The 13,484-nt window shown below is 71.2% G+C and carries 8 protein-coding genes and 1 pseudogene; 5 read left to right on the top strand and 4 right to left on the bottom strand.

All coding sequences use genetic code 11. From position 1 onward, the window contains the following. Positions 1-151: 151 nt before the first annotated feature. From OHS71_RS03540 to OHS71_RS03530, 3 genes are read right to left on the bottom strand one after another with little or no spacing between them, the layout of a single operon-like run. A complete protein-coding gene (locus OHS71_RS03540) occupies positions 152-910 on the bottom strand; it encodes an SDR family NAD(P)-dependent oxidoreductase (protein WP_328476682.1) in 759 nt (252 codons plus the stop codon). Continuing rightward, the gene (locus OHS71_RS03535; RefSeq protein ID WP_328476680.1) at positions 907-2,244 is read right to left on the bottom strand and encodes an L-fuconate dehydratase; all 1,338 of its coding nucleotides are present in this window, start codon (positions 2,242-2,244) and stop codon (positions 907-909) included. The genes OHS71_RS03540 and OHS71_RS03535 overlap by 4 nt, the downstream gene beginning before the upstream one ends. A gap of 11 nt (positions 2,245-2,255) precedes the next feature. After that, entirely contained in the window at positions 2,256-3,107 is an 852-nt protein-coding gene (locus tag OHS71_RS03530; RefSeq protein WP_328476678.1) for a fumarylacetoacetate hydrolase family protein, read from the bottom strand. An 873-nt stretch (positions 3,108-3,980) separates the two neighbouring features. Here OHS71_RS03530 and OHS71_RS03525 point away from each other — a divergent pair. From OHS71_RS03525 to OHS71_RS03505, 5 genes are all read left to right on the top strand, one after another. Next, entirely contained in the window at positions 3,981-5,036 is a 1,056-nt protein-coding gene (locus OHS71_RS03525; protein WP_328476676.1) for a sugar ABC transporter substrate-binding protein, read from the top strand. 100 nt (positions 5,037-5,136) lie between these two features. Continuing rightward, positions 5,137-6,711, top strand: coding sequence for a sugar ABC transporter ATP-binding protein (locus tag OHS71_RS03520; protein ID WP_328476674.1), 1,575 nt, complete (start codon positions 5,137-5,139; stop codon positions 6,709-6,711). Positions 6,712-6,713: 2 nt separating this feature from the next. Further along, a complete protein-coding gene (locus tag OHS71_RS03515) occupies positions 6,714-7,757 on the top strand; it encodes an ABC transporter permease (RefSeq protein ID WP_328476672.1) in 1,044 nt (347 codons plus the stop codon). A 106-nt stretch (positions 7,758-7,863) separates the two neighbouring features. After that, positions 7,864-8,619 carry a FadR/GntR family transcriptional regulator gene (locus OHS71_RS03510; protein ID WP_328476670.1) on the top strand — a complete coding sequence of 252 codons (756 nt, stop codon included), beginning with the start codon at positions 7,864-7,866 and terminating at the stop codon, positions 8,617-8,619. 144 nt (positions 8,620-8,763) lie between these two features. Beyond that, entirely contained in the window at positions 8,764-11,973 is a 3,210-nt protein-coding gene (locus tag OHS71_RS03505) for a glycosyl hydrolase family 95 catalytic domain-containing protein (protein ID WP_328476668.1), read from the top strand. A 241-nt stretch (positions 11,974-12,214) separates the two neighbouring features. Here OHS71_RS03505 and OHS71_RS03500 read toward each other — a convergent pair. Continuing rightward, positions 12,215-13,463: pseudogene (locus OHS71_RS03500) on the bottom strand (ABC transporter substrate-binding protein). Positions 13,464-13,484 lie beyond the last annotated feature (21 nt).

Here is a 13,484-nt window from a genome sequence, read left to right as displayed (position 1 = left end):
CCCTCGTCGTGCGATCGCTCCCTGTCCCATTGCCCCGCCATCCACGATCACGCACCGCGGCCGTACCGTTGGCTCGCTCGGACCCCTGCCCACGCGGTACCGGACGCCGCCTCCGGCACCCGGGCGCGGGCGCCACCCGGGCGGGCGGTTCTCACGACCCGGTCGCCGGCCGCAGACGGAGCCCCTGCATACCGCCGTCGACGGCGAGCGCGGTGCCGGTGACACTGGCGGCGTCCGGACCGGCGAGGTAGACGACGGCGGCGGCGACCTCCGCCGCGGTGACCAGGCGGCCCATGGGCTGGCGGGCGGCCAGGGCCGCGCGTTCGGCCCCGGGGTCGTCGGCGGCGTCCAGCAGCCGGGACACCCAGGGGGTGTCGGCGGTGCCCGGGTTGACACAGTTGACGCGGATGCCCTCGCGGACGTGGTCGGCGGCCATGGCCAGGGTCAGCGACAGCACGGCGCCCTTGGCCGCGGAGTACAGGGCACGCTGGGGCAGGCCGGCCGTGGCGGCGATGGAGCAGGTGTTGACCACGGCCGCGTGGGACGAGCGCCGCAGATACGGCAGGGCCGCGCGGGTCACCCGCACCATGCCGACCACATTGACGTCGAGGACGCGGTGCCACTGTGCGTCGGTGTTGTCCTCGACGGTTCCCACGGCGCCGATCCCCGCGTTGTTGACGACGATGTCCAGTCCGCCGAACCGCTCCGCGGTCTCCTCGACCGCGGCCCGTACCGAGGCGTCGTCCGTGACGTCGGCCTTGAGCGCGAGCAGCGGCCGCGGCACTGCGCCGGGGTCGAGGTCGAGTACCGCGACGTGGGCGCCCCGCGCGGCGAGCAGGGTGGCCGTGGCCAGCCCGATGCCGGACGCGCCGCCGGTCACGACGGCCGTGAGACCTGAGAGACCGCTCATGAGCCCTGGCTCCCCGCGGCGAGGTCGGCGACCCAGAAGGAGCCGTCCGGGTAGCGGTACTCGGTGAGGGAACCGGGGTGCATGGCCGCGGAGAAGCCGGGGGTCAGCGGGGCGGTGTAGTGCCCGTCGCGGATCACCACCGGCGCGGTGAAGTGTTCGTGGAGGTGGTCGACGTACTCGATGACCCGGTTCTCGGTGGTCCCGGACAGGGCGAGGTAGTCGAACATCGACAGGTGCTGCACGAGTTCGCACAGGCCCACTCCGCCGGCGTGCGGGCACACCGGCACCCCGAACTTCGCGGCCAGCAGCAGGATCGCGAGGTTCTCGTTGACGCCGCCCACCCGGGCCGCGTCGATCTGGAGGACGTCGAGGGCGCCGGCCTGGAGCAGCTGCTTGAAGACGATACGGTTCTGGACGTGCTCGCCGGTGGCGACCTTCACCGGCGCGACGCCCTCGCGGACCGCCGCGTGGCCGAGGATGTCGTCGGGGCTGGTGGGCTCCTCGATCCAGTACGGGTCGAACTCCGTGAGGGCCCGGACCCACTCGACCGCCTCACCGATGTTCCAGCGCTGGTTGGCGTCGATGGCGATGCGCACCCCGCCACCGACGGCGGCGCGGGCGGTGCGCAGCCGCCGGATGTCGTCGCCGAGGTCGGCGCCGACCTTCAGCTTGATCTGGGTGAAGCCGTCGGCGACCGCTTCCTTGGCGAGCCGGGTGAGCTTCTCGTCGGAGTAGCCGAGCCAGCCGGGTGAGGTGGTGTAACCGGGGTAGCCGCGCGCCAGGAGGTCCGCCTCGCGCTCGGCGAGCCCGGCGCGTCCGTCCCGCAGCAGGGCGAGGGCGTCCTCGGGGGTGAGCGCGTCGGCGATGTAGCGGAAGTCGACCTGGGAGACCAGCCACTCGGGGTCGGCATGGGCGAGCAGGCGCCACAACGGCTGCCCGGCCCGCTTGGCGGTGAGGTCCCACACGGCGTTCACCACGGCGCCGATCGCCATGTGCATCACGCCCTTCTCGGGGCCGAGCCAGCGCAGCTGGCTGTCGCCGATCAGATCGCGGTTGAGCGACCCCGGATCGGCGCACAGCTCCTCGACGGAGCGGCCCAGAAGGTGCGGGCGAAGGGCGCCGATCGCCGCGACCTGGACGTCGTTCCCGCGTCCGATGGTGAAGGTGAAGCCATGGCCCTCGAGCCCGTCGCCGGCGTCGGTGCGCAGCACCACGTAGGCGGCCGAGTAGTCGGGGTCCGGGTTCATCGCGTCGGAGCCGTCCAGCTCCCGGGAAGTCGGGAAACGGATGTCGTGGGTGTCGACCGAGATGATCCGGGCGGGGGTTGCAGACAAGGGGGTGCCTTTCACGCTTGACCGAAGGTCTGCCGCTGGCCGCCGAGCCCGTCGATCTCGAGCTCGACGACGTCGCCGGGACGGAGGTAGGGGGTGCCGGGCAGGCCGAGGGCCACGCCCGCGGGCGTACCGGTGTTGATCAGGTCACCCGGCTCCAGAACCATGTACTGAGTCAGGTACGACACGATGTGGTGGACCGGGAAGATCATGTCGCGGGTGTGGCCGTGCTGGCGCTTGACGCCGTTGACGGCCAGCCGCAGCCCCAGGTCCTGCGGGTCGGCGATCTCGTCGGCGGTGACCAGCCACGGGCCGAGCGGGTTGAAGGTCTCGCAGGACTTGCCGAGATCCCACTGCGACGAGTACTCGAGCTGGAACTCGCGCTCGGAGACGTCATGGCTGACCGCGTACCCCGCGATGACCTCCGACGCCTCCTCGGGACCCGCCAGATAGCGGGCACGGCGTCCGATGACGACCGCGAGTTCGACCTCCCAGTCGGTCCTGCGGGAGCCGCGCGGCACCAGCACCTCGTCGTGCGGGCCGACGACGGTGCCCGGGTCCTTCATGAAGACCACCGGACGGGCCGGGATCGCGGCCCCGGTCTCGGCGGCGTGGTCACGGTAGTTCAGACCGACGCAGACGATCTTCCCCGGCCGGGCGACGGGTGCGCCGACGCGCGCACCGTCCGCGTCGAGCTCCGGGAGTCCGCCGGCCGCGATCGCCGCGCGCGCCCGGTCGACACCGCCCGAGGAGAGGAAGGCGCCGTCGATCTCGGAGGTCACGGAGGACAGGTCCAGCAGCCGGCCGTCATCGGTGCGGACCGCGGGCCGCTCCTCTCCCGGAGGCCCGACGCGTAGCAGTTTCACTGAGCAACTCCCTAGCCATGGGTGCTTCGTCCGCGGGTGCGGTGCCCGTGCGGCGAGGCGCCGCCGGGCGAACCGTGCCGCTCCGACCGCGTCCGTCCTGGCCGGACCGGGCGCACGGTTCGGACGACCCGCATTCATCGGAGGAATGACGACTCCGTGACTGTAAAGGCGGACGAGCGTCTCGGCAATGCATTCCTCGGATGTATTCATCGTGTCTCGCCGGTCGCCCCGGCAGTGGGAGGAAACATGTCCGCATTCATGGGGGCATCCGCGCGGGCCTCGCGTGGCCCGTCGGAGGAATGTCCTCCGGGTGCGGCTCGCGGCGGCTCGGTCGCCTCCGCGATGCGGAGGCGGCCAACTCCCGCCGCATCTCGTCCGATCGGACGAGACGGGTGCGAAGGGGGGCGTGCGTGACGCCCAGCGGGTCGTTCCGGCGACCCGTGCTGTGCCGAATCGGGAACCCGGCTCGCTGTCGCCGGTCGGACGGATCGCGGAGGATAACCGCAGTTCGGACCCGCTCGCACCGAGGCCGCCGCGGTCATCGGGCCGACTCGCGGCCATACGCGGGGCGATGTCGCGGAAATCGTTGGGGAACGGCCTCTTGTCAACGCTGGCGACGCCGTCGTAACGTCCACGTCGTCCCGAATACATCGGAGGAATCGACTTCACTGTCTCGTCCTGGCTGTTCAAGTCCGCCTTCCCGGCTCTCGCCCGACCCGCACACCGTCCCCGCCGGCACGGTCCGCGCACGCCCTCGGCGGCGGCCGCCTTCACGGTCCGAGTCCTCGCCTCGCCCACCGGGCGCGGGTGTCTCTGCCGCCGCCGCGCACCGCCCCGCCCCGCCCCGCCCTGGCTAAGGAGAAACACACGGCCATGAAGCTCGCTCGCACACGCTCCGCCGCCGCAGCCGCCGGTACCGTCCTCGTGGCTCTCGCCCTCGTCACCGCGTGCAACCGCGAAAGCACCAGCTCGGATGGTTCGGGCAGCGGGAGCAAGCCCGCCATCGGCATCGACCTGCCACGCTCCGACTCGGACTTCTGGAACTCATACGCCGACTACCTCAAGAAGGACGTCAAGGCCGACGGCATCAAAGCGCTGCCGCTGAGCAACTCGCAGAACGACGTCACCAAGCTGGTCGCCAACGTGCAGGTGTTCGAGAACACGGGCGCCAAGGCGGTCGTCATGGCACCCCAGGACACCGGCGCCATCGCCTCCACGCTGGAGACCCTCGCGTCGAAGAAGATCCCCGTGGTCAGCGTCGACACCCGCCCCGACAAGGGTGACGTCTACATGGTCGTACGCGCCGACAACAAGGCGTACGGCACGAAGGCGTGCGAGTTCCTGGGCAAGCAGCTCGGTGGCACGGGCAAGGTCGCCGAACTCCAGGGAGCCCTCGACTCCATCAACGGACGCGACCGCTCCGAGGCCTTCGCGGCCTGCATGAAGGAGAAGTTCCCGAGCATCAAGGTGTTCGAGCTGCCCACCGACTGGAAGGGCGACGTCGCCTCCGCCAAGCTCCAGAGCCTGCTCGCCCAGCACCCCGACCTCAACGGCGTCTACATGCAGGCCGGCGGTGTGTTCCTCCAGCCGACCCTGGCCCTGCTTCAGCAGAAGGGCCTGCTCAAGCCGGCCGGTCAGAAGGGGCACATCTCGATCATCTCCAACGACGGCATCCCGCAGGAGTTCGACGCGATCCGCAAGGGCCAGATCGACGCGACCGTCTCCCAGCCTGCCGACCTCTACGCCAAGTACGCCCTGTACTACGCGCAGGCCGCGGCCGACGGCAAGACCTTCAAGGCGGGCCCGACCGACCACGACTCCACGATCATCGAGATCCCGAACGGCCTCGAGGACCAGCTGCCTGCACCGCTGGTGACCAAGGCCAACGTCGACGACAAGACCCTGTGGGGCAACACCGTCGGCCAGTGACGACCGGCCGGCACGCGGGGGGACCGGCACACCCGGCCCCTCCGCCCCGGCCCTCCACCTCGCCTGCCCCCGCATCCGGACCAGAAGGACGGTATTCACGATGGCGGACTCCGCGACCGCCCCGGCGACCGGCACCGTGAGCCGCGCCCCGGTGGCCGAGGCGACCGGGATCAGCAAACGGTTCGGCGCCACCGTCGCGCTGCGCGACGCCCGCATCACCATCGCCGAGGGCGAGTCGCACGCCCTGGTCGGACGCAACGGCGCCGGCAAGTCGACCCTCGTGTCGATCCTCACCGGGCTCCAGCAGCCCGACACCGGCACCCTGCACTTCTCCGGCGAACCGGCGCCCGCCTTCGGCGACATCGACGCCTGGCGGTCCAAGGTGGCCTGCGTCTACCAGCGGTCCACGATCATCGGTGAGCTGACCGTCGCCGAGAACCTCTTCCTCAACCGGCAGAGCCTCGCCGCCCTGCGCCCCATCCGCTGGAAGGATCTGCGCCGGCGCGCCGACCAGCTCCTCGCGGAGTACGGGGTGGACGTCGACCCCATGGCCCGGTCCAGGGACCTCACCGTGGAGCAGCGGCAGTTCGTCGAGATCGCACGCGCCCTGTCCTTCGGCGCGCGGTTCATCATCCTGGACGAGCCGACCGCCAAGCTGGACGCCCGTGGCATCGACCGCCTCTTCGACAAGCTCCGGGACCTCCAGCGGCAGGGCGTCGCCTTCCTCTTCATCTCCCACCACCTGCAAGAGGTGTACGACCTGTGCACCACGGTCACCGTCTACCGCGACGCGGCCCACATCCGTACCGCGCCGGTGGCCGGACTCGGCAAACACGAGCTGGTCGAGGCCATGACCGGCGAATCCGCCACCCCGTCCGACGCCCACGACACGGGTACGGACTCCCGGATCGGCTCCGAGGCGCTCCTGACCGTCGAGGGTCTGAGCCTGTCCGGCATCTGCCGGAATCTGTCCCTCACCGTCCACACCGGGGAGGTGGTCGGCCTCGCCGGCGCGACGGCCAGCGGAAGCGTCCAGGTCGGCGAGGCCGTCGCCGGACTCCACCGGGCCGAGGAGGGCAGGATCGCGGTCGGCGGCCGGGCGATCCGGACGGGCAGTGTCCCGGCCTCCCTCACCGCGGGCGTCGGCCTCGTGCCCGAGGACCGCCATCTCCAGGGGCTCGTCAGCAACCGCAGCGTGGCGGAGAACGCGACGCTGACCGTCACCGACCAGCTGGGCCCCTTCGGCACCGTCCTCCCCGCCCGCACGAGGACCTTCGCCCAGCGCATGATCCGCGACCTCGACATCAAGACGCCGGGCGCGGGAACCCTGGTCTCCGCGCTCTCCGGCGGCAACCAGCAGAAGGTGGTGGTGGCCCGTGCGCTGGCGACCGACCCCCATGTCCTGGTCGCCATCCGGCCCACCAACGGAGTGGACGTCAAGTCCAAGGAGTTCCTGCTCGCCAGGATCCGCGGGGTCGCCGAGAGCGGGAAGGCGGCACTGATCGTCTCCGACGAACTGGACGACCTCAGGGCGTGCGACCGGGTCGTCGTCATGTTCCACGGGCGGGTGGTCGCGGAGTTCGACCGCGGCTGGAAGGACGAACAGATGGTCGCCGCCATGGAGGGCGTCGCCACCACCCCCGCAGCACCCGACACCGAAGAGCACGGAAGGTAGTCATGTCCGCCACCTCAGATGTCACCGACCCCGCGGCGAAAGTGACGCAGCCGCCCGCCGCGGGGACCTCACGGCGCGGACTCGATCTCGGCCGCTTCCGTGAACTGTCCCTCGTGCCGGCCATCCTCGTGCTCGGCCTGATCGGGTTCATCGTCTCCCCGGCCTTCCTCACGTCCGACAACCTCATCGGCGTGGCCCAGCAGTCCACCGAGCTCAGCCTGCTCGTGCTGGCCACCGCGCTGATCCTGATCGTCGGGCGGATGGACCTGTCCCTGGAGTCCACCATCGGGGTGGCCCCCGTCATCGCCGTATGGCTCGTGCTGCCCACCAGCGGCGGCCGGTTCAACGGACTGGGACTGTTTCCCGAGTGGACGGCGATCCCGCTCTGCCTCCTGGTCGGGGTGGCGATCGGCGCCTTCAACGGCTTCCTCATCCTGAAGCTGCGCCTCAACGGGTTCATCGTCACGCTCGGCGGCCTGACCATGCTGCGCGGTCTCCAAGTGGCCCTGTCCGAGGGCCAGTCCATCGTGGAGCTGCCCTCCTCCTTCACCTATCTGGGCAAGGCGTCCTGGCTGGGCGTCCCGGCCGCGATCTGGATCTGCGCGGTGCTGTTCGCCGCCGGCGGCAGCGCCCTGGCCTGGCTGCGGCACGGGCGGGCGCTCTACGCCATCGGCGGCAACGCGGAGGCCGCCCGGACCGCCGGTATCCGCGTCGACCGGATCGTGTGGGTCGTCCTGATCATCGGCAGCCTGCTCGCCGCGTTCGCCGGCATCCTCTACAGCGGTCACTACGGATCCATCTCCGCGACCCAGGGCAGCGGCTGGATCTTCCAGGTCTTCGCCGCGACGGTCATCGGCGGGGTAAGCCTCAACGGCGGCAAGGGCTCGGTGTTCGGGGCCCTCACCGGTGTGCTGACCCTCCAGCTCGTCGTCAACGTCATGACGCTGGCGGGCGTACCGCCCCTGTGGAACCAGTTCCTCAACGGCGCGATCATCATCGTCGCTCTGATCATCTCCCGCTTCGCCTCCGGCGAGAAGCAGGAGTAGGCGCGGGCGCGGGAGCGGCGGCAGGACGCGGGAGCATCGCGCGCGCCCGCTCGTCGCGGTCCGCGTGACGTCCCGTCGCACGTTCCGAGGACAGAGAGGCACCCTCGTGGCACTGACAGACGAGGCGATGGAGAACATCAAGGCGATGATCGTCGCGGGTGAGCTCGCGCCCGGCTCCCGCCTGCCCAAGGAGGACGTTCTCGCCTGTCAGCTCGGTCTGTCCCGGAGTTCGCTGCGCGAGGCGGTCCGGGCGCTGACCGCCATGCGCATCCTGGTCACCAGGCAGGGCGACGGCACCTATGTCTCCAGCCTGGAGCCGCACCTGCTGCTCGAGACGCTGTCCTTCGCCGCCGACGTCTCCCACGGGCGGACCGCTCTGCAACTCCTCCAGGTGCGCAGGCTGATGGAACCGCCGGCGACCGGGCTGGCGGCTGCCCTGCTGACCTCGCGGGACCTGGAGGAACTCGGGGCCATCCTCGAGCGGTCCCGGGCCGCCGCCACGGTCGAGGAGTTCGTCGCCCATGACATCGCCTTCCATCTGCGCATCGTCGAAGCCGTCGGCAATCCGGTGCTGTCCATGCTGTTGCGCGTCCTGTCCACCCGTACCCAGCGGGTCCGTATCGTGCGAGGAACGCGCACGCAGCGCGCCGTTCAGCGCGCGCACGCGGAACACGACGAGATCCTGCGGGCGCTCCGGGCGCGTGACGCTCTGCTGGCCGTCTCCGCGGCGACGGTGCATGTGGCCGCCGTGGAGAACTGGCTCGCGGGCAGCCTCCTCGACGCCGACGCCGACGCCGACGCCGACGCCGACGGCTCGTCAGCCGACGGCTCGTCAGCCGACGGCCCGTCAGCCGGCGACTGAGCCGGGTCCGTGCGCCGGTCAGGGATGCGCGCGCCACTAGACATCCGATCAATGCTCCGACAAGGATGACCAAGGCCCCGGAAGAAGCCGATGGGCCGCCCTTTCCTCAGGGAAAGAGCCGATGACCGGCCGGGAGATCTTACGGTGACCGATGAATCGCAACCGCTGAGACGAAACGTCCTCAAGCTCGGCGGTGCTCTGGCCCTCGCACCCCTGGTCACGCAGCTGACGGGCACGACGCCCACCGGACGGGCCGCCGCCGCGGCGAAGAACGCGTCGGCGGGCGTCGAAAGGAGCACCTTGTCCCGCAAGGAGCTGAAGTACTCCGTCCCCGCCGCCGACTGGCAGTCCCAGGCCCTGCCGATCGGCAACGGCCGGCTCGGCGCCATGCTCTTCGCCGGTCCCGACGAGGAACGCGTCCAGTTCAACGAGCAGAGCCTGTGGGGCGGCGTCGACAACTACGACAACGCGCTCGCCGGCAAGCCGGACAGCGATTTCGACACCGGAATGACCGGCTTCGGCTCGTACCGCGACTTCGGTGACCTCGTCGTCACCTTCGCCTCCCGCCCGAAGGCCGCGGTCACCGCACCGGGAGGACCGTACAGCTCCTCCTCGTCGGAGGGCGTCGACAAGAGCTACGACGGAGAGTCGAGCACCAAGTGGTGCATCGAGGGCCCCGGTTCGAAGGTGCAGTGGCAGGTCGAGCTCCCCGACGCCGTCAGCGTCGCCTCGTACCGGCTGACGAGCGCCGACGACGTGCCGCAGCGCGACCCCCGGCAGTGGACGCTCCTCGGTTCCGCCGACGGCGCCACCTGGACCGCGCTGGACAGCCGCACCCTGGCGACGCCCTTCGAAAGCCGGTTCCAGACCAAGGAGTTCACCTGCGCCGCCCCCGCGGCCTACCGCTTCTACCGGTTCGACTTCGTGCCCGAGGCAGGAGTCAGCCACTTCCAGGTGAGCGAGATCGGGCTGGCCGGCGTCGAGCTGGGCGCGGTCGGTTCCGTGTACCTGTCGTCGCCGAGCGGGCACTCCGAGGGATCCGGGACCGGCACCGGATCGAAGCACCGGGGCATCTCCCGTTGCGCGGACCGCGATCCGGCCACCGTCTGGCGGGTCGACGGCGCCACGCGCGCGGTCGTCTGGCAGGCCGACCTTCCCCGTGCGGCCGCCGTCACCTCGTACACGCTGACGGCGGCCCCGGACCGCCCGCGGGACGACCCCCGGCAGTGGACGCTCGAGGCGTCGCAGGACGGGGCGGCCTGGGTCACCCTCGACACGCAGAACCCCGGGGCGCCCTTCGCGGGCCGCGGCGAGTCCCGCACCTTCCCCCTCACCGGCGGCACGGCCTACCGCGTCTACCGGCTCACCCTGACTCCCGGCGCGAACGCCACCGGCCTCCAGCTCGCGGAGATCGCACTGGAAGGCAGGGACTTCGACACCCGCACCGGGCGCACGGTCGTCGACTACCGGCGCACCCTCGACTTCGGCCGAGGTCTCCACGTCACCCGCTTCGGCCCGCCGGGGCAGCGTGTCCTGCGGGAGGCCTTCGCGAGCCGGTCCGCGGACGTCATGGTCCTGCGGTACACCTCGGACAGCGCCCAGGGCCTCTCCGGAGCGATCGCGCTGACGTCGGCGCAGGACCAGGCCCCGACGACCGTCGACGCCGGCGCCCGCCGGATCGCCTTCAGCGGTGTCATGGGCAACGGCCTCAAGCACGCGTGCACCGTCCGGGCCGTGCACACCGACGGCGACTTCGCCGCCGACGGCACGATGCTCCGGTTCAGCGGCTGCACGACCCTCACCCTGCTTCTGGACGCCCGCACCGACTACCGGCTCGACGCCGCCGCCGGGTGGCGCGGAGCCGACCCGCAGGCTGCCATCGACAAGGCGCTCGGCAAGGCGGCCTCTCAGCCCTACGGCAAGCTCCGCGACAGGCACATCGCCGACACCCGCAACCTCATGGACCGCGTCTCGGTCCGCTGGGGCGGCACCGCCCCCGCCGTCCTGGCGCTGCCGACCGACGTACGGCTGGCGCGCTACGCGGCGGGTGCGGCGGACCCGACACTCGAGCAGTCGATGTTCGACTACGGCCGCTACCTGCTGATCAGTTCCTCGCGCCCCGGCGGCCTGCCCGCCAACCTCCAGGGCCTGTGGAACGACAGCAACCAGCCGGCGTGGGCCGCCGACTACCACACCAACATCAACATCCAGATGAACTACTGGGGAGCCGAGACGACGAACCTGTCGGAGTGCCACGAGGCACTCGTCGCGTTCATCCGGCAGGTGGCCGTGCCCAGCCGCGTGGCGACCCGCAACGCCTTCGGCCGGGACGTCCGCGGCTGGACCGCCCGCACCAGCCAGAGCATCTTCGGCGGCAACGCCTGGGAATGGAACACCGTCGCCAGCGCCTGGTATGCGCAACACCTCTACGAACACTGGGCGTTCACCCAGGACCTGGACTACCTCCGCACCGTCGCCCATCCGATGATCAAGGAGATCTGCGAGTTCTGGGAGGACCGGCTCCGGGAGCGCGAGGACGGCCTCCTCGTCGCGCCCGACGGCTGGTCCCCCGAGCACGGGCCGCGCGAGGACGGCGTCATGTACGACCAGCAGATCATCTGGGACCTGTTCCAGAACTACCTCGACTGCGAGGCGGTGCTCACGTCGGATCCCGCCTACCGGGCCAAGGTCGCGGACATGCAGGCGCGTCTCGCGCCCAACAGGATCGGCGGGTGGGGTCAGCTCCAGGAATGGCAGGAGGACATCGACGACCCCCAGGACATCCACCGCCACACCTCGCACCTCTTCGCGGTCTACCCGGGCCGCCAGATCACCCCGGCGACGCCCGGCCTCGCGGCCGCCGCCCTCGTCTCGCTCAAGGCGCGGTGCGGCGAGAAGGAAGGCGTCCCGTTCACGGCCGCGACGGTGTCGGGGGACAGCCGCCGCTCATGGACCTGGCCGTGGCGGGCCGCCCTCTTCGCCCGGCTCGGCGACGGGGAGCGCGCCGGGATCATGCTGCGCGGACTGCTGGCCTACAACACGCTGCCCAATCTCTTCTGCAACCATCCGCCCTTCCAGATGGACGGCAACTTCGGCATCTCGGGCGCCGTGGCGGAGATGCTCCTCCAGAGCCACGAGGGCGTCGTCCACCTGCTGCCGGCCCTGCCGGACGGCTGGAAGGCCGAGGGGTCCTTCACCGGGCTCCGCGCGCGGGGCGGTTACGAGGTCAGCTGCGAGTGGCGGAACGGGAAGGTGACGTCCTACGAGATCGTGGCCGACCGGGCGCCGACCCGGAAGGACGTCACCGTGCGGGTGAACGGCGCCGACCGGAAGGTGAAGCCCCGAAGGCCCTGACGGCGGGCGCTGCCCGGACACCGCGACGGCGAGGCGCTCCTGCTCTGCTGCCCGCTTGAGCGCACCATGCCTCCGGATCCGCGGCCGCACGCCGACCGTGCGGCCCCGGCGGCCCCGGCCCCGGCGGCCCCGGCCCCGTCGGCCCCGGCATCGCGGGCCGGAGCGGGTAGGGGCTCCGCAGCCGGCCGGGCGGCTCCCGCCCTGACGCGCGGTCGTCGTCCGCCCCCCGCCCCGTCGTCGGTCACCGCTCGGAGGCGACGCGGGGGTGCGCGGTGACCCGGGCGTTGACCTTTCGTATCCAGTCCCGGTCGGTGTGCCACATGGGGTGGTGCGGGGCCGCGTTGGAGCGGCACGACGCCCCAGAAGCCCGCGGCGAGGCAGCGGTCGACGACGAACTCCGCGATGTCCTTGCCGACGGCGTCCTCCTCGAAGCGCGTCAGGAGCGGGGTGTATCCGACGACGCCTTCACCGAGGACGGCGGGGACACCGCGGAGGCGGGCGAACCCGGCGACGGAGTCGACGGCGGTGGACGCTCCGCCCCAGTTGGCGGAGGCGTTCTGTCCCGCCGTCCACTGGGGGAGCGGTGCGACCCGCCACTTGCCCTGGGTGCCGGGTGCCTGGCCGCGCAGCAGGGCGTCACCCCACTGCGGTCCGATCCACGAGGCGACCTGCCCGGTCTGCACCTGCCGGTACCAGGCGCTGGACATGTCGGGTTCGACATGGACGAGGTCGTCGCGGACCAGTCTCTGCCAGTATTCCGCCACCTCGCGGGAGAGGTCGTCGTTCATGCCGACGACCCAGGTGTCGCCCTGGGTGCGTATCCAGTGGGAGCCGCGCTGCCAGCACATCGCGGCGAACCAGGCGGGTGAGTTGGGGTTGAACGCGGAGAGCCGGGCACCGCCGCCGCGGGCCTTGGCCACACGGGCGGCCTTCTCGAAGTCGGCCCAGGTGGCGGGTGTCTCGATGCCCCACTTCGCCAGGAGGTCCCGGCGGTAGAAAAGCCCCATCGGGCCGGACGCCTGGGGGATGGTGTGGACGCGCCCGCCGAACACGCCCTGGTTCCACTGCCACGGAACATAGCTGTCGCGCAGCTCGTCGGCCCCGTAACCGCTCAGATCCGTCAGCCCGTTGACCAGCATGAAGGCGGGAAGGTCCTGGTACTCCACCTGCGCCAGGTCCGGCGGGTTGCCGGCCGTCAGCGCGGAGTACATCTTCTGGTACCCGCCCTGCGTGCTCGCCGGGATGGTCTGCATCTCCACATGGATGTCGGGATGCGTCCGGTTCCACAGGTCGACGGTCTTCTGCATCGGCACCCAGGTCCAGAAGACGAGGTTCACCTTCTGGCCGGGGCGGGTGGACGCCTGCCGGGTCGTGCGGGCGGCTCCGACGGTCTGGCCGCAGGCGGTGAGGGCGGGCAGTGCGGCGAGTGCCCCGGCCGCTCCGGCCCCCCACCGGAGCACCGACCTCCGGGAGGGTGGTGAGCTGTTCATCAGTGATGTGTCCCTTATGAC

Origin of the sequence: Streptomyces sp. NBC_00377, assembly GCF_036075115.1 — a bacterium.
In the GTDB taxonomy this organism is placed as follows: domain Bacteria; phylum Actinomycetota; class Actinomycetes; order Streptomycetales; family Streptomycetaceae; genus Streptomyces.
Note: the sequence above shows the minus strand (reverse complement) of the source record. Positions and strands in the feature narration are given on the sequence as shown.